Consider the following 19,774-nt stretch of genomic DNA (forward strand, 5'->3'; position numbering starts at 1 on the left):
GTTTAAGTTTTTATCGTTGTGTTCTATTATTAACCACTCGAACTCCTTTTGAACACGTTGAGCACAAATGGTTAATGTTACCTAATGAACAGAACAATGACTTAGGAGCTTGATACCATCCTACGTGCCTACCTCCCTATTTATAACCCTTGTGTGCAAAGTGTGTATAAACTACAGTCAGCCTTGTGTTCCTGCTTTTTTTGTGCCATCCTCACATTATGGCTTCATTGAAGTCGCTTCATGCATACATTGCAAAAATAACAGATGATAAGGAGTGACCCCAACTGGAGTGTCGTGTCGGATGCGCCGCGTGCTGTATTGCTATTACGATTTCATCCCCTATTCCCGGCATGCCCGATGGAAAACCGGCTGGTGTCCCTTGCCCACAGCTCACTACGGATTACCGCTGCCGATTGTTTGGCAAACCTGAGCGTCCAGCCGTATGCAGTGGATTTCATGCTGATGAAGATACGTGCGGAAGCACAAACGAAGAAGCATTTGAGCTGCTGAGAGGACTGGAAGAGTCTACTTTACCGGGGAAAGCTTGAGTAGATATTCGTTCTATTATGAAGGAGGATTTTTTTACTATGAATATCATTGAAAAAAGAATTGCCGAATTGAAGCAGTATCAACCGGATCTGACCGCCCCGAAGGATATCGAGCTGTTTTGGAACAAAACGCTGGAAGAGGTACAAGCCAAGCCCGTGCGTGCGTTCAAAACACCAGTGGAAACGCCGTATCCTCATATTCATGCCTCACGGGTTACTTTTGAAGGTGTGGATGATACGCCGCTGCATGCATGGTATATACGCCCCCAATTTGCCGGAAATCAAAAGTTGCCGTGTATTGTCCTTTTCCATGGCTATACAGGTGGCAAGGGCTATCCTGAGGATTACTCGTCCTGGCTGATGCTTGGTTTTGCTGTATTTGCCGTAGATGTACGTGGTCAGGGTGGTGAAACAGGAGACCGTTTGGACGATCCTCATGGTACGGTTAAAGGCTGGGTAACGAAAGGGATTTTGGATAAAGATACCTGCTACTACAAAACGATAACGACAGATGCCCTTAGAGCCGTGGATTGGGTGTCGGAGCAGTCGGATGTGGATGCGAGCAAAATTGCAATCTCTGGGGCCAGCCAGGGCGGCGGCCTTGCATTAATGGTGGCTGCGCTCAGCGATAAAGCTGCTGTTACGGTGGCTGACATTCCTAATATGTGCCATATGGATTTTGGTATGATGAATTCTACCAGCTCGCTGACGGAAGCTGCCGAATTCGCAAACCGATTCCCGGAGCATTTGGAGCAGGTGCTACATACATTAAGTTATTTTGACGTCATGAATCTTGCTCATCGCATTCGTATTCCAGTCATGGTATCAGTCGGACTCCAGGATACTGTTTGCATGCCAGAGACGATTTTTGCTGCTTATAATCGCATTGAATCACCTACGACGATTGAAGTTTATCCATTTACGGGACATTGGGTGGAAGGCTTCCAAAGACGTAAAACTGCTGAATTTTTAGTGAACGCATTCAATTAAATTAGCTTCCGGTGCACAAAAAAAACACCACGCGTCAAACTGCGCAATGCTCTCTCTTCTCTGCTGCACCGGGGCTAGTCTCGCTTGCGAGGCTTAAGGAGCAAATCCTCGAATCTCACTCGACCTATACTAAAAATTACGATGCGGCTCGCTGTTCTGCTGCCGAATCCCCTGTCCATTTTTTCACCCACACCCAATCCATAATGATCAGGCCAAAAGGAATGAAGGATGCAAATATAATGAATAAAGGCCGCCGGAGGGACCAATTCAGCGCTGTTTTGCCATAGATCAAAGCGACAAGGAGCAGCAGAAAGCTGATCCGGTATATGTTACCGATCACCATGACCGTCTGGGTCATGCCCGCAGCTTGTAGCGGCTGATGGGTGAATAATATCGCCAAATACGCTATACCTTGAATCCAGAGCATGAGTCGGACACGCCCCAAAGGTGTTCTTAACACAAATTCGTTCCCCTTTCCAAAAGCAAGGATGTTCTCTCACCCTACACTTCCTTCATTATAACGAAAAGGTTCCTAAACTCCAACCCATTCAACTACAACTGCAAACCATCCAACTTCAGGTTTTGACCAAATGAGTTGTGTTTGATACAGTTGTGTAAGAGGTGATTGCAAAATGCTTAAACTGGGTATATTGGACCAGTCTCATATTCCTGAAGGCGGTACTGCTCAGGATGCATTATCCCATACAACTGCTTTGGCGCGTGAAGCCGACAAGCTGGGGTATAGCCGTTATTGGGTGTCTGAGCATCATGCTTCCAAAATGCTTGCACACTCCAGTCCTGAGGTGCTGATCGCACATTTGGCTGCAAATACATCACGTATTCGCGTCGGCTCAGGCGGTATTATGCTGCCCCACTACAGCGCATATAAAGTCGCTGAGAATTTCCGGCTGCTGGAGGCGCTTCATCCAGCCCGAATTGATCTGGGGCTGGGACGTGCTCCCGGCGGTTTGCCGCTGGCTACACGTGCCTTGCAGGAAGGTAAGTACCAATCCGTCGAGCAATATCCACAACAGATTCTCGATTTAATTGATTATTTCCATGATTCCGTGCCTGCCGACCATCGGTTTGCCGGGCTTCATGCGGCACCGACGATTTCGACCATTCCTGAGCTGTGGCTGCTTGGTTCCAGTGGAGAAAGCGCAAGATTAGCCGCGATGATGGGTGCATCCTATGCTTTTGCCCAATTTTTCGGCACACCGGGCGGAGTGGAAGCTACCGCACGTTACCACGATCAGTACCAGCCTTCCATTCTTGGGGATAAACCCCGCTCCATGGCGGCAGTTACTGTATCATGCGCTGAAACTACAGAAGAAGCCGAACAGTTGGCTTCCAGCGCCAGCTTGTTTTTCCTGTTACTCATGCAAGGCAAAGAAATGACTTCACTGCCATCGGTGAAAACAGCGCTGTCCTATCCGTACACGGAGTTTGATCGTGAACGACTGCGTCAGTCTGCATCATGGCGCGTTGTCGGTACACCCGATCAGTGTAAGGAGCAATTGCTACGCTTGGCTGAACAGTATCGTACCGATGAGCTACTGGTTGTTTCCTCCATTCATGACTTTGATAAGCGTGTTCAGTCCTATCGTCTGCTTGCCAAAGCATTTGATTTGGCTTAAACATGGCTCCACCTGGAGCTGCTAAGCTTTGGGAACACAAAACCCCCGCCTGCCTGTTATGGCAAAAAGCGGGGGTTCTTTGTTGAGGAACGGTCCATTAGGACCAAACCCTCTGTGCTATGGAAGTAGTTCAAGCAGCGCGAAAGTAGAATATTATATGGTACTTTAGTAGTATATACATTGGATCTAAAGAGCCACGTATTGCCTCCTAAAGTTCCAATACCCATATACCAAAGACGCATACTCTCTACTCCAAATCTTGAAAAGTTGACCCAAAAGTCCTGTGTTATTTACTCATTCCGGGTATAATCACTCTTTCTTAAGGCTCTATACCCCATACCAGCTTGCCCTGTTGATAAACGGTTGCACGGTCCCAGTTTGCGAAGGCCGTTTGATTAGCACCATATGAATAATCGTTGGTTTCATCAAAATTGCTCCAATTCGCAGCATGGATGCGGGGTTGGATTTCTCCGCTTTCCCCGCCGGGCTGAATAGTACCTGCTCCATCAGTAAATGAAATTTCCACATATTTGTCAGCCTTGGCCTTCGGCTCTGGCAACGTTATAAAAGTTGCTTTTACCTTTTCATTTCCAACCTTGGCCCAGTCTACAAACAATTGCTGACTTTGTTTGCTTTCATCCGTGTAATAGTAGCGAATTTTCAAATCACTCAGCTTGACAGCTGTGTTCCCTGTGTTTTTGATATTAAATTCAGGGCGGATTGCGTTATCCTTGGTATTCGTGTCTCCGGTGCGATATTGAAGCACAATCCCTTGATCGTCCCCGCCTGGTGTGCTTCCTCCGTTGCCGTTATCGCCGCCGTTGTTTCCACCATTGTTACCATCTTCGCCACTGTCACCACCGTTATTGTCGCCTCCAGTATTGTTGTTGGAGCCTTCCAGAATGGCTTGTTTTACGAATTTACCGGAAGCCGACAATTGTGAATCAGGCCATCCCCCTTTACGGTTAGCGCCAGGTAAAAGCGCAGCAGAGGTTTCATTTTTATCGGCCAACGACCAGTTTGCCCAACTGATTCCACGACTAGCCAGGAAATCTGTCCATACCTTAGACTCATTCAGGAACGGCCCCCCGTTACCCGAAGCATCACTGGTTCCCCATTCCGTAGCAAATATGCCCACGCCCTTGTTCAGCGCGTAATCGACACGATCCCGCAGGTATTGTCCGTGCGTACCCGCATAGAAATGCACGGTGTACAGCGTATTTTTGTCTGGAAGTGGGTTATCTGCTGCATCGTGTACATCCTGACTCCACATGCCTGTACCTGCAATAATAATATTGTCTGGGTCCTTGGCTCGAATAACCTGGGATACCTCCAACGCATAAGGACGAATTTGGTTGTTCCAGTTCACGTTCCCGTTCGGTTCGTTGGCAAGCTCGTAGATCACGTTTGGCAAATTGCCGTACTGAGTTGCAAATTCATTAAAGAAAGCCTTGGCTTCATTTTTATGAATGTTCGGATCACCATCCGAGAGAATGTGCCAGTCAATAATAACGTACAATCCCAGCTTCTGTGCTGCCTCAATTGCTTCCTTCACTTTATTTTTTAATGAAGGATTGGCAATATAACCGTCTTCCTCGGTGTACAACGCAACGCGGAACAAGGAAATGCCCCAGTCGTCCCGCAGCCATTTCATGGAATCCTCATTCACCAAATCTCCAAACCATTGAACACCATGAGAGCTAATCCCTTTGAGCTGTATAGGCTGCCCGTTTTTATCCACCAGTTTGCCGTTCTTCACTGAAAGTTGCCCGTAACGCTCCACAGGAGTTGTACCGGCAGCCTCTGCGGTCTGCTCATTCCAGTTAAATCCGTTCGTTAACGTCAACAGTAACACCGCAGTTAACATCACTGCTACTCTTTTTGCGATCCTTGGCAGGACCCATTGCTCATTCATCATTTACACATTCCTTCCTTTTTATAAAGTGGATAAGCTTATCAGTACGTTGTTCTCCGCCTTTTTGCTCCCCTCCTTTATACGCAAGAGGATCAGGTCCAACATTAGGTGTCACTTACCTGTATATGGATGTTACTACTATTATAGTTAGTTCTATGTTACATTTCGACTTTATGGTGGAAAATGAACAGGAAGTCACGGTTTCGGGATAAAAGACCCACCTGAAAATTGCGAAATTTGACGAATTTTGCCACTATGAAAAAAGATGCTAAAACTTCTAAAAAGCCTAGAAAAAAGACTGCTCCCCATGCCCTTCGGCCCGGTATAGCAGTCTTATACATGATCATGTATGTGAATCGTATCGTGTTAAAAATATCGTATTAACGTATGATCTGCCTATTACCCCTGAGCGGCTGCCTGAGGTTTTTTGATCGTCTGATCTTCCTTCGTATCGCCGCCATCCGTCACTTGACCTGTCAGTATAGTCTCAGATGAGTTGCCCATTACCTTGTCGATCAGTTGTAGCCAAGGCTCTTCACTTCCACCACAGCTCTCAATATCACCGAGCAGGGAGTCCAGCCTGGTTCCTTCTTCCGGCAAATCAATAACTAAACTGTCTTCGTCTACCTGGATAGTGCAGCAGGTTTTCATTGTAAATCCCTCGCTTAATTCTTATTTGAGCATGCACACGCAAGCTCAGATAGGATAAATTCCCATGGATTCCGGGATAAGCCCCTTTGAATCCGTTTGAAATTATAAACCTATTGTTTTGAAATTGCAATGAACAAACCTTGAATTTTTTCAGAATTAGCGAGGGATTACATAAAATTTTCGATAAAAGCTAGATCCGAGTAACGGTTTGATCCACCTTGCGATTGATTTCAAAAAACTGTGAGAAAGCGAACATAACAAAAAACAGGTCAATCATGGTGGTATCTGACCATAATCAACCTGTTTGATGTAACGGAATAGTGATATTTAGGTTATAAAATTAAAGCATTTGATGTGCGTACAACAGAAATGGAAAAATATTCATACAGGTATTACATGGGTTAGATGGGTTAGATGTGTTATTGGTTGAATGATGGGCTCATTCGGCACTGGGTAGCCCCACCAAAAAAATCAAGACTAGTACATTTGAAAACTTTGTTTAGTTTACTGTTGACATTCCATTTTTATTTCTTCCCAGTCACTCTCACTCTTTTTTTCGTAAGTTATATAACCTTCAGTCGAATACTTATTTTTAAGTATCTTACTAGCGTCTGACTTACTACAATTCTTTTTCACATCAATCTCATCTTGTAAAAATAATACAAATAGAGAACTGGATGCATCGTTATTCGATAAATAAAAACCTAATAGTTCGTTATATTCAGAGCTAAAAAACAAACATATATACTCTATTCTGAGTTTAATATTTTCCTTAGATTCAACCAATCCTTCATAACTTGCAAATAAATTAAAATCATCCAAATCGTAAATTCTATTCACTGAGATTAACGGATTCATGCCTCTTATATACAAGCCTATAACATTACCATCATCTTTCTCAAGGAAAAGGACATGATCTAATCTCTCATTATCATCCTCATCATGTAAATAAATAATATTTGAGATTTCTTTTTGCTCGAAAAAATAATCAAACTTTTTTGTAAAAGATATTATATAGTTATTCATAGTCGTCCTCACTCTCCAATCAAATCTAATTCGGATTTTAACTTACTTGATAAACGATCTCCTTTTTTATTTAAGAAAGTCAATATTTCGTTTGTTTGTCGATTAACTAAAACAACTGCATCCCCCTTAACAAAAGCATCTACAGACTCGATTGTATTCTATTCAAAAGGTTTCGAATTAGCGAGATTTTTTGAGTCATTTACAATTGAGGAAACAAACTCTTTCATCCCTTCTTTATCCCCTTTTTTAACTGGAACACCTAAATCCCTTGAAGTTTCATAGATATCTTGAGCATGTTTTTTTAATTTTTTATCGAAATTCGGGCTAAAATTCGGCTCAGCCCCACTAGGTTTCGGGCCACCATTTCCCGTCCCCTCAGTCTCAGGTAGATTCTCTTTTGGTTTCGAATTGGGAGACGTAGTATCTATTGTCTCCTCCACTCTCCTACCTCCACCATTTCCACCTACACTATCGACCTGCTTCGCGTAACGAAAAAGCGTTATTTAGGTTATAAAATTAAAGCGTTGATGTGCGTACAAACGAAATGCTGAAACTTTCATACGGGTATTACATGGGTTAGATGTGTTATTGGTTGAATGATGGGTTCATTCAGCACTGGGTGGGGAGCTTTTGAGAAGCCGCTGCACCAGTCTACAAACTAAAAAAGACCACAATACGGGCGGTTAGCTCGCATTGTGGCGCATGTTTACACAAAGTTATAGACAGACTCGAAATATGTTTTCATTGACAGATAGTTCTTGTTTAATTACCTCTAATAGCGTGGAAGTTCACCATTATATTTTTTTATCAAAAACTCTGAAAAACTATCACTCAATTTTATAAACTCACCTTGAGTAACTGACTCATCATAGCTTTCTTCAAAAAAATAGACTGGAGGGTTACTACCATCGTTTAGATCGAAAAACCAGTACATGTATCCTTGATGCCCCATAAAAACAAACTGGTCGTCACCTATTCTATTTTTAAAGTTACATTCCTCTAATACTTCTATTGCTCCCTCCTTTAATTCTTTATATATTTCTATATCTTTTATAGTATAGTCTGACCCTTTGAACATAATATAGCCCCTACCTGCACACTCCATAAATTTCAAATACGCTTCAGGTAGTTTTCTACCCTCTGCGATTTGTGTTATTTGCATCATATCGTTTGCATCACAAGCCTTAAGATTGCTACTGTAGCTTTCCTTTAGAAACATTAAAAATGAATCGATGTTGTTTTCTCCCAAATATTTGTTTCCATTATTCATAAAACAAAACTCCTCATCCCTATTTTTTTATTTGCACTCTAGTAATTATAATATTTTTGAATTCTTCTTGAAATTGATCAATAATATCATTACAACTACTACAAATTTCTCTATCCGAAATAATTTCAATCTCACCAGAAATATCAGGCGTATCTTTATATTTCTCTCGAAGATATTCGATCATCTTTTGCTCGGAGTCGTTTACTCTTTGTTCAACTGGATCTCTTGAAACATAAGCATTCTCATCTGGCTTATTAAAGTTACCTTTATGGAATGGGTTTTTGGGATCTATTTGACCACTAATTGATTGTAAATCAATTATATCGTTACCTAGCTTGCCTTTGGTAACTGCTGCATTTTTCTTCTTTGAACTTGCTTGAAATTTTTTATAGACATCATCAATTAAGTTTTTATCTTCTTCAGTTGCTTCCCTAAGTATTCGATTGGTCGAGTTTACACCATTACCCGTCCCCTCAATCTTCTTCGCTGCTCCCTCTTCCATTTCCTTCATGACCTTGTTGTAATTCTTCTGCACATCTGTCTGCGGAAGTGGTCCGCTGTCCATCTTATTAACGTGCGGAACCGATGGAACTGGCGCTCCGTTGGCTGTGGCCAACTTCCCGGTGTTGAGGCCGTCTGCCATTTTACTCAGTTGCTCATTGAACTTCTGGCCCAGCTTGCTGCCGGTCTGTTCCAGCTTGTTTACAGCTTTGCCAAAGCCTGCTCCAACTGCATCTACACCTTTACCAATCCATTGAGGTGTGACCTTGCTGCCTACCTTTTCCGCGAATCCGCCGATGGCCTTGCCTACTTTGGAATCCAGTACGCCCACGGTGACAAAGCCCAAACCTGCGTCTTTTGCTACCGAGCCCCAGTTAATCTTTTCACCGCTTAGCACTTGGCTAGCCAGATTTTCTGCCGCATTTGTCACACCGCCGATCGCTGCTTTCCTCAGTAAGGTTCCCCCTACACCGAGAGGGCCAAAGATCGCTCCAGATACCGCCCCGATTCCCGCTTCTTTCAAGCCGGTCAGGGCATAGTCGCTGAAGTCGCTCACTTCCCCTCGGGCGATATCTGATGCGGCCAAGCTTGCTACACCCAAGCCACCCGCCAGCAGCGCTCCTCCGGCTACCGCCGCAATGACCACCGTACCCGCTCCAAGCGTCGCTACCGTAATAGCTGCTACCACGGCTACGGCTGCCACGACTGCCAAGCCTCCCAAAATATTCATCCCCAGCTTGCCCCAATTAAACGGCTCAGGAGGTGGCGGCGGTGGAGGTGGCTCGCCTTCCTTCGGTTCATCATCAAACGGCGGGTATGCAGTTCGGTCGCTTCCGTCCGCCCAGACATTTCCTCCCAGCACATGGTATTCGTTTTCTACCGAAAGCCCCGTACTTCCTCCCGTCTGGTACGCCATGACCTGGCTCGTCCCGTCAATAATAATTTTCTTCGGCGTATTCAGAATGATTTCCTGCTCTGCTTCTAGCGTCAGCTTCTTCGGACTTGTAATTTCAATCCCCGTAGCATCGTCCAGACTCATCTGCAACGTTCCACCCGGATCACCCATGATGTGGATGCGACCTGGGGCCATTTTCAGCTCACTTCCATGCTCCGTACCAAAATATCGGTCATTCGGATCACTCGTTTTCGCACATCCATCTCCGTTCGTACGAACTGCACCCAAAATCATCGCTCTGGAGCCAGATGCATCCGGAAAATACAGGCTTGCATGTGTTCCCACCTTCGGCATGCTGTACATCGCACTTCCCGTTGGGGGAGCAAACGGGAACCAATGCGGCTCGGATACCCCGTCATCCTTATCAATCGCCAACCGTAGCTTTACTTCCTCTCCCCGAACCGCGAGAACCTCTCCTTCCAGTGAAATCCCGATCGTTTTGAAATTGGGGATGAAATCGCTGCGTATCCCCTCCGCGCGGGCCAATACATAACTGAATAGCAAATGACCCTTTTCCATGCGGCTTCGCAATTCAGTTACAATCATCGTTTTCTGGCGAAATTGCACCTCGTCTCCGAGAGCATACCGTTCTCCGCTTTCGATCTCGTATTTGAAAAAGTCGGTGTCATGTAACCCGGCTGACGTCCCGCCTGCTTGTTGATAGCCCTTTAAATCTTTGCTTGCCGTATAAGGCGTATTCTCCCGAATCGTCCGTTGGGTACCTGTGGGCATGCCGAAATACAGCTTCGGCGCTGCGGACTCCCATATGTCGCTTACCACCACTGTATGTAAACGACTCGCCATCCGTTTCATAAGCTCCCAGTCGGTTTCATCATATTGTAAAATCGCTTCGCCTACCGACTGCTCCCCGGTTTGATACAGCACATCACTTCGTGCATAGCCTTGAGCAAGCTTATTCACTAACTGCTTGTATGTTTGTTTTTCCTCAGGAAAAGACCGCTTTCTTTTGACAATATCCAGCTCAAATGAGCCACTGATTCCCTCCAGTGTAAGTGTATATACTCCATTATGGTTCTCAACCTCCACCGTATGGACGACACCCTTAAACAAGCTGATTTTCTCTTGTTCTTTTTGAGCATACACATGTAGCTGATCCTCTGAAGTCGCATCCAGCGCAGCCGTGGCATGACTCGACTCCTTACAAATGGCTGTGAGTGTAATACGCCCATGCTCACCCGGCTTCCACTCGATCTGAACATCCTTTAAGACCTGAATGGGGTAGGGGGAATCTATTCGAATCTGATCATATCCTATCATGTTTTCAAACCTCCCTTCCAGCTATTCCTCCTGCTGGCCATTCGTATGAAATTCGATAAATCCATGATATAAACAAGTCTGAAATGAAGAAGTCGTCAAGGCTGGCTGGCCTTCCACCTTCGTATGCTCTTTTGTGTTTTTCCACTTGTCCGTCAGCATCGGCATGCATGGCTTTCCAGAAATCGTAGAGCCATCTTCAGCGATCAGATAAACGGTTTCGGCACTCGGCTGTTCCGGACTATTACAAATTCCAAAATGAGGGACATTTTCAGGAGAATAATCCCCTTCATTCATCATCGGTTTACCATTAACAAAAGAGCCGTGGCTGTTCGGCAAATTGATCTTTCGAGGATGGCTCCCGCAAGTACAACGCATACAGGCTCCCCGTACGACATAATACTCATCGTCTGGCATGTTATCTCAACCTCCCTATTTCACCCGGACCTGTTCCAAAGCGATCCCGGAATAATCGCGCCGCAATATGCTTTCCGCCACGTCCAAACGGACGATGATCATCGGGGCGGCACTCTCCTGAATTCTAAATATCTTGTGGCCCCGAATAGCGTCTGCCTGTAATACCAGCTTTTTAAGCACACTTTGATCCAAATTCCATTCACTTTCCGGATGTACGGCAGTAAGCCGCTTCACAAAAGGAATATAGTAATTCTTCTGCATCTTCTGTTCGATCTGAGTAAGTATCGTTAATTTCATAGGCAGCTCCGGCACATAGGCCTGGACAAGACTTTTTAAAGCATCTGATATGAGAAGAATAGGGCCTTCCAGATAATCGATAAAAATACTTTCTGCATCTGCCCTCACGTTGAACATCAATGGCTTGACAATATCCTCCGGCTGCAAATCATACAGCTTCCACGGATCAATCGTTTCAAACACCTTTCGCAGCATAGGAACGTTGGTATACCGCACATCCTGCTTTAAGAGAAAATAATCCATGAGGCTTCCCCCTCTCGCTCCCCGACTTCCCCTTTACGCGTAAAACGGCACAATATCTCGCTATCATCTCGATACTCTCCAGCAAATATCGTGCATATGTCAGCTTTCGGCATCCTTTCTAGCGAAGGGGAAGCGACAAAGGCTGGCATCTGACTTTTGAGAAACTCAACGGTGAGCAGGTGGTATTTAACCGCTTCAATTTGTTGAATCTGCTCAATATCCATCGTCGTAATCTTACGGGCATAGTCGGATTTAAGCTTTTCCAGCTTAGCCATGCGATTGAACAGAGGCTCGAAAACAAAGTCTGCCGACCACTCCACCGCGCATTCAGCCTCATCCAGAAACCAATTCTCATCATAGGCGTCTATCCGGTAAACAGCTCTATTTTCCATCACACGGGTTCTAAGCAAGGAGATATAAATATATCGAATATCCCCCTTGCGACCTTGCTCGTGCTGAACGGTAGCGAGCTGGCATAGCGATTCTAAAGCCGCTATAAGTTCCTCTTCAATAGCTTGCTGCCGTGTCAGAAAGTTGTTTTCAATGAGCGCCAGATCATGAAGCCATTCCGTAAATACGTGCTTTTCCAGCAAGTCCTGCAACGCTGCATCCCGTTCCATGAGCTTCATTCAATGTTCACCTTACCCCCGGTTAATCTCACATCGTCCATAATGTCGAGCTTGGCTCCGGATTGAATAAAACTTACGCCTTCTTTCCCCTCCATAATAATTTTGGTGCCCCCTGTAATTTGGATATCCTCCTGAGCAGACAGGGTTATTTTTTTGTTACTGTTAATTTCAATACCGCCTTCATCTGTGAGGCGCATCAGCATTTGTCCACTATTGATAATTTCTACCGCACCCGGCTTGAAAACCACCTGTTTGCCGTATTTAGTGCTGATGCTTTTGACCGCAGGATCACTTCTTTTCACAGGATCAGAGGAGGCAAGATCGACAGAACTGGCGGCAAAAGCATGCTGCTCCCGTTCATCCGGAAAGTACAGACGAATTTGATCCCCTGCTTCCGGCATGACATACCAGCCGCTGCCATCGGGAGAAGAATAAACAGTAGAATAGGGAAACCACATAGCCCCGGATGCAGTCGAGCCTTGATCAATTTCCAGCTTGATTTTCACTTTTTCTTTGGAAATATCAATTACCTTGCCAAACAGAGAAGCACCTGACAGATCATACGCGTAGTGAGTTGGGCATTTTAACCCATGTGCATCCCGTAAAATGTAACGATTCACGATCAGATTTCCTTCGGTAGTCGTTTCCGCCTTGGCTACGTAAAGAGTTCTTTTAAGAAAAATGACGGAACTACCAAGCTCTAGAACTTTGTTGCTGGTCACTTCATAGCTCAAGCTGTTGGACTCGCCAAATTCCGGCAGTCCGTTGCGGGACATGAGCTTGTGCTCCTTCAAGTCTTTTTTAATGGAATAGTTATGTTCGTTCAGCGGTTGAGGGGCACTGGAATGGGGGACACCGATCACATATTTCAGTCCTTGTTGCATCGTAATTGGAATTAGAGCAGCATGCAGCCGAGAAGCAATTCTTTTAACAAAGGCCCAGTCCGTTTCATTGTATTGCACCAATAATTCACCGATAGCTGCGCCATGAGAAGCCTCATCAACCACTTCTGCATCTGAATATGAACCTGTAATATGTGAAAATAAGTTGTTATAAGACTCCCCTGTTTTTTGGAAGGAACGGCGTTTGGGGCGAATATCCATCAATAAAGTTTGACTACCGGCCTCAATAGTGAGCTCGCGTACTCCATTTACAGCTTTTACAGCAATATTCGTGACGATTCCCTGAAAGAGACGGATCTGCTTCCCTTCACTTTTTAAAAAGACCTCGATGTGCTCATCTTCATCCGCTTTTTCTACGTATTGATCCAGCTTGTCCTCCGAAACAATTCCACGAATGCTGAAACTCACATGCTCGTTTAACTGTTTAATGAGATGAACACTTAGTACACTTTGAAACTGATAAGGGACAACCTGAACATCAGCCGTGGTGTAAATGGGGTTACTCATTCATATCCCTCCTCTTCTGCCTCGTCAACCGTTTGAATGGTATGAATCATTTGCAGGGCGATATCCTGCCATTCGGCATACTGCTTATAAGGACAACAAAATGTTCCCATAACCGTCTTTCCTTCCAGCTCAAAGTAGAACATATTGTGGTAAATGGGCTGATCCAGCGCCGGGCTTTTAAAGTCAAAATAGCCGATCTGCTTGCCATGGATCTCTTCTACTTTTTCTTCATAAAATACATGGGCCGGATTCATATTTTTCATCATTGCCTTCATACCAGCAGTGAGCTGTTCCACCCATTCGTCTTGTAATGCCTGATCCACCCGGTTCAGGGTAACATCCACACTGCCCAATTCATTCGTTAAAATGACTTCCGGACGCTGCTCATGCGGATACTTAATCTTTTGCAAATGCTTGGGCATAGGGGTCAAAACAGAGGGAACATGCATTTTCAACCGATCCTTAAAGAAAAATCGTTCTTCAAACACATAGGATTGACCGTCAATGATCACGGGACCTGCCAAAATATTTTTAGGCATCTTCAGCTTCTCCATCTCATGGAGCCGATCCAAAATCTTTTCATCCTCATATTTCACTGTCTATTCCTCCTCCACATATTGACTAATCCACAATCATCCGCCCGGCTCCGCCGCCCTGCCAGCGGCCTGCTGTGCGCTTCCCCCTCCCGGCTCCTTCCAGGATCAGCACCAGCTGTCTGTGAAGCTGCACATGGGAATATTCCCTGTATTCCGCACCGCTGCGGTTTGCAATGTAATGCTGAATGGACTCCCTGTCCACAGCCTCCAGGTTCAGGCACATGAGCGCAAACATACAATCCATCGGATCGGTTGCGCCGCTTTTAAGCAACTCCGATGCGAAGTAACGCATCGTTTCCGGGCGCAATGTACTTTGATGCAAGCCCGCGAACGGGACATGGATATCGCTCCATGTATTGAATTCGGTAGCCATGTCAGCAAAGTCCTGATAATCCGAGCGAAGCACAGCTCCGGTTTTGAGCTTGAACCTGCCCAACTCCAGCTCATCCAATCCGATCTCGGTCTCGTCCTCCAGCACAATATCTGCATGATGAGCGGTGAAATCCGGGCGATCTGTTTGTTCCAAAAAGAGCAGCTTCAACACCGATAGCCGCCCCGTGGCCGCATACGGCACTTCCTGCTCCTGTTCCAGCAGGTACAGCCTGCCTCTGTACTTCACGATGCCTCTGCCAATGATCAGCGAATGCTCTCCAACCGTCACGTTCATCCCGGTGATGATGCCATCCGAGTAATCCTGATACCGGATATCCAGAAAACTACGGGGGTAATCCCGCAGATTTTCCAGCATCTCGGTTTTGAGAATACGGCCTTTCTCAAACTTCGGCACGATATGGGTTAACATGTGTTTTCCTCCTCTCCATGCCGATTTCGGCACAAGTGTCGTCGAGCACCTCAGTAACGACATTGCGGCCGCAACGTAATGCGCCAGCCGGTTCGCTCTGCACCGTCATTACTGTTTTGTCTGCTCTTCTTTATTTAGAGATATAGACAACCGATTCACGCCGGGTGCAGGAGCCGGGACAGGCACCTCTGTCAGCGGTGGATTTTGCTTAATATACTCCGAGTAGTCCAGCCAATTTTTGTTCACCACATAGGTACGAGCGATTTTGTCATGTAGCGTCTGCTTTTTTGCAGTGAAGGCTGCCATGATGTAGCCGACAAATATAGTGAAAAATGTAATGATTCTACTCCAGTAGCGGGCACTCGCACGTCCGAAAGTTATTTTTTCATTGTATTCATCTACGACAATAATCCCCAAAGCGAGCTTACCTAAGGTTCCTCTACATTTAGACGATTCCATGATAGCGTAGTACAGCCAGCCTATTGAAAAATAAACAAGTACGTTCGAAATAGTTTCCAATTCATAAAATAACCGTGCCCCATGGAAGGCATATACCGAAGGATACAAAGTGCTTCCCCATGCAGGGATAAAAGAAGTTAATGTCCCTATCAAAGTGGTAAGCACTACAATGATCATCGTACCTACATACAAAATAAAATAATCTAGCCAATAGGCGAAAAACCTTTTCCAAAAGCCTGCGTACATTCCTGCTGTTCCCCCTGATTGAAAACTACGATTTATTAAAATCTTAGAATCTATTTATCTACCTTTACATCCCGGCTCCCCGCTCGGCCTGCTCACGCAGGATATGATTCAGCTCGCGTTTGTCCACAACGTAGGTACGGGCAATCAGATCATGGAGAGCTTGTTTTCTGGCCGTAAAGGCTGTCATGATAAAGCCGACAAATACCGTAAAGATATTAATATATCCGCTCAAGTAGCGGGCGCTGGCACGGCCAAAACTGAGTTTCTGATTATGCTCGTTTACCACGACGATTCCAAGGGATAGCTTGCCAACCGTTGCCTTGCACTTGCAGGATTCCATGATGGCAGAGTACAGCCAACCCAGCGTTATAAAACTAACGATCCAGAAAGTAACCATAAAAATTCCCACACTTCTATAGTCCCCGTCCGATCCCCAATCTAAAATCGTTCTCACTTTAAAGAACGAGGCGAATCCTACCATAATCAACATGACCATAGAAATAAATCGTGTACTGACATATAAAATAATAAAATCTATCAAATAGGCTGAAAACCTTTTCCAAAAACCTGCATACATTCTGGTAGTCCTCCCCGATTAGACCTGCTGCGAGAAATTCTGTCCTTCCCTACATCCCGGCTCCCCGCTCGGCCTGCTCACGAAGTATATAATCCAGTTCGCGTTTGTCCACGACGTAGGTACGGGCGATCAGATCATGGAGAGCCTGTTTTCTGGCCGTAAAAGCTGTCATGATAAAGCCGATGCACAAAATGATGGCCGATATAAACTTACTCCAATGGCGGGCACTGGCACGTCCAAAGCTGAGCCTCTGGTTAAACTCATCTACCACGACGATCCCGAGAGCCAGCTTGCCCACCGAAGCTCTGCATTTGGAAGATTCCATAATCGCGTGATACAGCCACATCGCGCCCCAATTAAGCAGAGTCTGTCCGACCATCTTCATGGTAAAAATAGGGGACGATCCGTCTGTGAGTAAAGAGGTTTCCACCAAAGAAGACCCCCTGTCCCCAATGGCTTGAATCACAAACCAGATCAGACCCAGAATCATAAATACGAACCATAACAGCAGATTGTCGATAATACTCGCCAAAACCCGTTTCCAAAAACCTGCGTATAACATACTACATCCTCCATATATTGTATTTTTATTCCACGTCGTTTCATGGTATTTCGCACTTCATAGTGCTTCGTATCGCGCTGTGTGCTGTCTCTGTTGGCCTGTCTTACTTCGTGCCGTCAAAGAAATCCAGCTCGGAGAGATCGTTTTCGAAGGCAAAAAATCGTTTGGGTCCCAGATGCAGCAATTCATCCCGGCGGGTAATCGGCACCACATAAAAGCCCCAACGGCTGTTGCCTGCAAAAACAAAATATTTCGTCTCGCCGTTGCGAATAGAGTCGGTATCATCCTGCGGAATATCCCGCCCGTACAGCACGGCGATTTCCTCATACGGCATCGGCTCAAAGGCTTCTGGCCGACTGCGGTATACATGGCGCTGACGTAGCTTGCCGCCGTTCGCCGTCAGGAAAAATTCCACCTCGGCCGCATGGGATGGCCTGGAAATAGAGCCGCGCACACGGTTGCTCTCCAAGCTCGCAATCAGTTCCTTCTCGCGCCCAGTATGCGTCCATGCGCTGACGGTGTACGGAATGGCCGGAATATGATTGGTAATGACAGGCTCAATCGTGCCCATTTTTTTGGCGTTCAGATAACGGATAGCGCCGCGCAGACAGGCCATTTTCAGCTCAGGCACCCGGCTTAGGTCTTCCGCCTTCTGACGGAACTCAATGCTGCGCCCCGGCACAAATTCCTTGAGCGCCTCGCGAAAAACGTCAATCCGGCAGGATTGCCCGGTCAGCTTGATAATCGAATAGTCCTGCAAGCGTCCCTCCTGATAAAAATCATCCAGAAACTTGCGTACAATATTATAGATATCCGCCTTGAGAAGCTGCTGTATTTCACGGATATTGAACACCACATCAGGCAATCCGTATTCATCACGAAAACGTCCATTTTCTATGACTGAAACCAGCCAACGATCCATCACGGCTATGTTCAGGTCACTTTCGGATGAAAATACCTGCTCGGACTCGAAGCGGCTGCGCAGGATACCTGTACGTAAGAAAAATTCCTTTTTCATATTTTCCGCCGCGCCCCACAACAGATGAAAATTGCTCAGCACCCGCTGATATTCATCTCGTGTGGCATGCTCATACTGTTTGAACGCCGTAGGCAAGATGGCCTCTGCCTCTCGATAACGTTCCTCCAGTCCCGCATACACAGCATCTACGCCAAACTCATCCACATGGCGGTACAAATCCCCTGAAGGAATGCCGATCAAGGCATCAATATCGGTGTCAGGCAATCGCGTTTCCGCAGCATAATAGCCTGCAAACACAATTTTCATGAACTGCATAATCCGATACGTCAGATTGTTTCCGCCAAAATTGGTATCCCCATTTTCATATGTGGTGTGAATATCAAGCTTATAGGCAATGCGTCCATCCTCAATGCGAAATCGGGCGGAAGACAAATCCGTTGTACCTCCACCGCAATCAATGACAAGAGCCTGATATTCCTCACCGTCCGCAAACGTCCCTCGTTCCATCTGGTCTGCCAGCGTGTTGTACAGCACAGCCAGCCCTTCATCCAGCGCGTCCTCTGCTTCAATCCGGTAATCCGGCAAAATATCGCTAAACATCTCGATAAACTGCGGCTGTAGCTTGACGGGTGCCGAAAAATGCAGGTTACGAAACCGGCACTTGAATTGCTGTTCGGCTGTCGCAATCACATAGCGGATAAAAGCCGCTAAAATTTCGCTGCGGGAAGCGGTCGCCGTATTCCCCTCGGAATCCATTAATTCCTCGGTTCGCTTATAGTCATTGACCCAGCGCTTGATGCCCCGCAGTACCGTCGCCCGGCTGCCCGCTACATCCGTTCCACGCAGTGCTTCCTCTCCGAATACGTATACGATATGCTCCGGATTAGAGCAGTCCGCGACACGAATGGCGGTCGGCAACACTTCGATCCAATCCCCCTTCGCTCCATCCGGGCCGGGGAAGGACACATAATTGATCGCGTTCAGCCGTACCGTGCTGCTCATGCCTGCATCCGGGGCAGTAACGTAGGAGCTATCCAGATATGCACCTGCCGTGGTGTTCGAGGTGCCAAAATCAACCGCCAATACTGCATCTGTCGTTTCGGTACCGCGAATGATCAGCTCTGCCACCGGAATACGTTGACCTTGAAGCTTCAATGGCAGCATCGGCTTATCTCCATAGTAGAGGTTATAAAAATATTCCGATTCCTGTCTTCGCAAAAACAACAGACTGTAATTATGGTTGGCCGTCTCCCGCAGTTCAGCGTCGAGATGGCGGGAAAGGTAATATACGCCTGTCCGTCCCTCGTCCTTTACCAAATTCAAAACACCGCACAATTCCCCCACCGCATTCACCAGCAGCACATTAGACGCGTTCAGCCAAGGCAAGTCGGATTCAATCCGGTAATTGTCCATTCGACCTGTCCGCACACCCTGATACAGCGTGATTTTGGCGGGAACCCGGATACCGTTGCTCTCCTGCCGTCGATCATTCCAATTTCGCCGCAGTGCCGATTCGATGCGCTCGAAGCCGCCGGGGTTGGGCCGTGTGATGAGCAGATGCTCCTCTGCACTCCGAAACCGCAGAATCACGCGGATCAGCTCCTCACGTGCCAGACGATTAGCAAAGCCCTCGACCAGACGCTCCTTATCACATATTCCGCGTAGCTGAAAGGTTGTCATTTGCTCTAGCTCCGCCCGCGTGTATTTCGCCGTGAAGCGAATGCCTTTTCGATCGGTGAGCGGGTCAAGCAGCTTGTATGTATAGGGTCCGTTCATCGTTCACATGTCCT

At 46.3% G+C, this 19,774-nt stretch carries 20 protein-coding genes; 3 read left to right on the forward strand and 17 right to left on the reverse strand.

All coding sequences use genetic code 11. From position 1 onward, the window contains the following. Positions 1 to 284: 284 nt before the first annotated feature. Both AC0WRU_RS17985 and AC0WRU_RS17990 read left to right on the forward strand, forming a co-directional pair. Complete coding sequence (locus AC0WRU_RS17985; protein WP_245233456.1) at positions 285 to 548, forward strand: YkgJ family cysteine cluster protein; 264 nt, start codon at positions 285 to 287, stop codon at positions 546 to 548. Positions 549 to 587: 39 nt separating this feature from the next. After that, complete coding sequence (locus AC0WRU_RS17990) at positions 588 to 1,538, forward strand: acetylxylan esterase (protein WP_476125803.1); 951 nt, start codon at positions 588 to 590, stop codon at positions 1,536 to 1,538. Positions 1,539 to 1,674: 136 nt separating this feature from the next. On the opposite strand, the gene AC0WRU_RS17995 is transcribed toward AC0WRU_RS17990, so the two are convergent. Then, positions 1,675 to 1,998, reverse strand: coding sequence for a DUF3817 domain-containing protein (locus AC0WRU_RS17995; protein ID WP_025686365.1), 324 nt, complete (start codon positions 1,996 to 1,998; stop codon positions 1,675 to 1,677). Positions 1,999 to 2,170: 172 nt separating this feature from the next. On the opposite strand from AC0WRU_RS17995, the gene AC0WRU_RS18000 reads away from it, so the two are divergent. Then, entirely contained in the window at positions 2,171 to 3,175 is a 1,005-nt protein-coding gene (locus AC0WRU_RS18000) for an LLM class flavin-dependent oxidoreductase (protein WP_476125804.1), read from the forward strand. Between the two features lie 319 nt (positions 3,176 to 3,494). On the opposite strand, the gene AC0WRU_RS18005 is transcribed toward AC0WRU_RS18000, so the two are convergent. The 16 genes from AC0WRU_RS18005 to AC0WRU_RS18080 all read right to left on the reverse strand — a co-directional run bounded on the left by AC0WRU_RS18005 (position 3,495) and on the right by AC0WRU_RS18080 (position 19,760). Next, on the reverse strand, positions 3,495 to 5,093 hold the full coding sequence (locus tag AC0WRU_RS18005; protein WP_476125805.1) for a cellulase family glycosylhydrolase: 1,599 nt from the start codon (positions 5,091 to 5,093) through the stop codon (positions 3,495 to 3,497). A gap of 396 nt (positions 5,094 to 5,489) precedes the next feature. Beyond that, positions 5,490 to 5,741 carry a hypothetical protein gene (locus AC0WRU_RS18010; protein ID WP_025686362.1) on the reverse strand — a complete coding sequence of 84 codons (252 nt, stop codon included), beginning with the start codon at positions 5,739 to 5,741 and terminating at the stop codon, positions 5,490 to 5,492. Between the two features lie 504 nt (positions 5,742 to 6,245). Further along, positions 6,246 to 6,767 carry a hypothetical protein gene (locus AC0WRU_RS18015; RefSeq protein ID WP_322156646.1) on the reverse strand — a complete coding sequence of 174 codons (522 nt, stop codon included), beginning with the start codon at positions 6,765 to 6,767 and terminating at the stop codon, positions 6,246 to 6,248. Positions 6,768 to 6,925: 158 nt separating this feature from the next. After that, positions 6,926 to 7,207 carry a hypothetical protein gene (locus AC0WRU_RS18020; protein ID WP_476125806.1) on the reverse strand — a complete coding sequence of 94 codons (282 nt, stop codon included), beginning with the start codon at positions 7,205 to 7,207 and terminating at the stop codon, positions 6,926 to 6,928. A gap of 332 nt (positions 7,208 to 7,539) precedes the next feature. Continuing rightward, positions 7,540 to 8,037: an SMI1/KNR4 family protein gene (locus tag AC0WRU_RS18025; protein WP_476125807.1), complete on the reverse strand. Its 498-nt coding sequence runs from the start codon at positions 8,035 to 8,037 to the stop codon at positions 7,540 to 7,542. Between the two features lie 19 nt (positions 8,038 to 8,056). After that, on the reverse strand, positions 8,057 to 10,771 hold the full coding sequence (locus AC0WRU_RS18030) for a deaminase domain-containing protein (protein WP_476125808.1): 2,715 nt from the start codon (positions 10,769 to 10,771) through the stop codon (positions 8,057 to 8,059). Between the two features lie 21 nt (positions 10,772 to 10,792). Next, positions 10,793 to 11,185: a DUF4280 domain-containing protein gene (locus AC0WRU_RS18035; RefSeq protein ID WP_476125809.1), complete on the reverse strand. Its 393-nt coding sequence runs from the start codon at positions 11,183 to 11,185 to the stop codon at positions 10,793 to 10,795. A 15-nt stretch (positions 11,186 to 11,200) separates the two neighbouring features. Next, the gene (locus AC0WRU_RS18040; RefSeq protein ID WP_476125810.1) at positions 11,201 to 11,725 is read right to left on the reverse strand and encodes a hypothetical protein; all 525 of its coding nucleotides are present in this window, start codon (positions 11,723 to 11,725) and stop codon (positions 11,201 to 11,203) included. Next, positions 11,707 to 12,354, reverse strand: a complete 648-nt coding sequence (locus tag AC0WRU_RS18045; RefSeq protein ID WP_476125811.1) for a hypothetical protein — start codon at positions 12,352 to 12,354, stop codon at positions 11,707 to 11,709. Before AC0WRU_RS18045 ends, AC0WRU_RS18040 begins: the two co-directional genes overlap by 19 nt. Beyond that, complete coding sequence (locus AC0WRU_RS18050; RefSeq protein ID WP_476125812.1) at positions 12,351 to 13,763, reverse strand: phage tail protein; 1,413 nt, start codon at positions 13,761 to 13,763, stop codon at positions 12,351 to 12,353. Before AC0WRU_RS18050 ends, AC0WRU_RS18045 begins: the two co-directional genes overlap by 4 nt. Beyond that, positions 13,760 to 14,359, reverse strand: coding sequence for a hypothetical protein (locus AC0WRU_RS18055; RefSeq protein ID WP_476125813.1), 600 nt, complete (start codon positions 14,357 to 14,359; stop codon positions 13,760 to 13,762). Before AC0WRU_RS18055 ends, AC0WRU_RS18050 begins: the two co-directional genes overlap by 4 nt. 25 nt (positions 14,360 to 14,384) lie before the next feature. Then, positions 14,385 to 15,161 (reverse strand): DNA and RNA helicase, encoded by a 777-nt coding sequence (locus AC0WRU_RS18060; protein ID WP_476125814.1) that lies wholly within the window; start codon positions 15,159 to 15,161, stop codon positions 14,385 to 14,387. 108 nt (positions 15,162 to 15,269) lie between these two features. Further along, positions 15,270 to 15,866, reverse strand: coding sequence for an RDD family protein (locus AC0WRU_RS18065; protein ID WP_476125815.1), 597 nt, complete (start codon positions 15,864 to 15,866; stop codon positions 15,270 to 15,272). 64 nt (positions 15,867 to 15,930) lie between these two features. Next, entirely contained in the window at positions 15,931 to 16,443 is a 513-nt protein-coding gene (locus tag AC0WRU_RS18070; protein ID WP_476125816.1) for an RDD family protein, read from the reverse strand. A gap of 49 nt (positions 16,444 to 16,492) precedes the next feature. Beyond that, on the reverse strand, positions 16,493 to 17,005 hold the full coding sequence (locus AC0WRU_RS18075; protein ID WP_476125817.1) for an RDD family protein: 513 nt from the start codon (positions 17,003 to 17,005) through the stop codon (positions 16,493 to 16,495). 103 nt (positions 17,006 to 17,108) lie between these two features. Beyond that, positions 17,109 to 19,760: an Hsp70 family protein gene (locus AC0WRU_RS18080; protein ID WP_476125818.1), complete on the reverse strand. Its 2,652-nt coding sequence runs from the start codon at positions 19,758 to 19,760 to the stop codon at positions 17,109 to 17,111. Positions 19,761 to 19,774 lie beyond the last annotated feature (14 nt).

This window comes from Paenibacillus sp. 1-8, from assembly GCF_056316205.1.

Coding starts and splice junctions, on each gene's coding strand:
- AC0WRU_RS17990 (WP_476125803.1), top strand. CDS start 588: ATGAATATCATTGAAAAAAGAATTGCCGAATTGAAGCAGTATCAACCG.
- AC0WRU_RS18000 (WP_476125804.1), top strand. CDS start 2,171: ATGCTTAAACTGGGTATATTGGACCAGTCTCATATTCCTGAAGGCGGT.
- AC0WRU_RS18005 (WP_476125805.1), bottom strand. CDS start 5,093: ATGATGAATGAGCAATGGGTCCTGCCAAGGATCGCAAAAAGAGTAGCA.
- AC0WRU_RS18010 (WP_025686362.1), bottom strand. CDS start 5,741: ATGAAAACCTGCTGCACTATCCAGGTAGACGAAGACAGTTTAGTTATT.
- AC0WRU_RS18015 (WP_322156646.1), bottom strand. CDS start 6,767: ATGAATAACTATATAATATCTTTTACAAAAAAGTTTGATTATTTTTTC.
- AC0WRU_RS18025 (WP_476125807.1), bottom strand. CDS start 8,037: ATGAATAATGGAAACAAATATTTGGGAGAAAACAACATCGATTCATTT.
- AC0WRU_RS18030 (WP_476125808.1), bottom strand. CDS start 10,771: ATGATAGGATATGATCAGATTCGAATAGATTCCCCCTACCCCATTCAG.
- AC0WRU_RS18035 (WP_476125809.1), bottom strand. CDS start 11,185: ATGCCAGACGATGAGTATTATGTCGTACGGGGAGCCTGTATGCGTTGT.
- AC0WRU_RS18040 (WP_476125810.1), bottom strand. CDS start 11,725: ATGGATTATTTTCTCTTAAAGCAGGATGTGCGGTATACCAACGTTCCT.
- AC0WRU_RS18045 (WP_476125811.1), bottom strand. CDS start 12,354: ATGAAGCTCATGGAACGGGATGCAGCGTTGCAGGACTTGCTGGAAAAG.
- AC0WRU_RS18050 (WP_476125812.1), bottom strand. CDS start 13,763: ATGAGTAACCCCATTTACACCACGGCTGATGTTCAGGTTGTCCCTTAT.
- AC0WRU_RS18060 (WP_476125814.1), bottom strand. CDS start 15,161: ATGTTAACCCATATCGTGCCGAAGTTTGAGAAAGGCCGTATTCTCAAA.
- AC0WRU_RS18065 (WP_476125815.1), bottom strand. CDS start 15,866: ATGTACGCAGGCTTTTGGAAAAGGTTTTTCGCCTATTGGCTAGATTAT.
- AC0WRU_RS18070 (WP_476125816.1), bottom strand. CDS start 16,443: ATGTATGCAGGTTTTTGGAAAAGGTTTTCAGCCTATTTGATAGATTTT.
- AC0WRU_RS18075 (WP_476125817.1), bottom strand. CDS start 17,005: ATGTTATACGCAGGTTTTTGGAAACGGGTTTTGGCGAGTATTATCGAC.
- AC0WRU_RS18080 (WP_476125818.1), bottom strand. CDS start 19,760: ATGAACGGACCCTATACATACAAGCTGCTTGACCCGCTCACCGATCGA.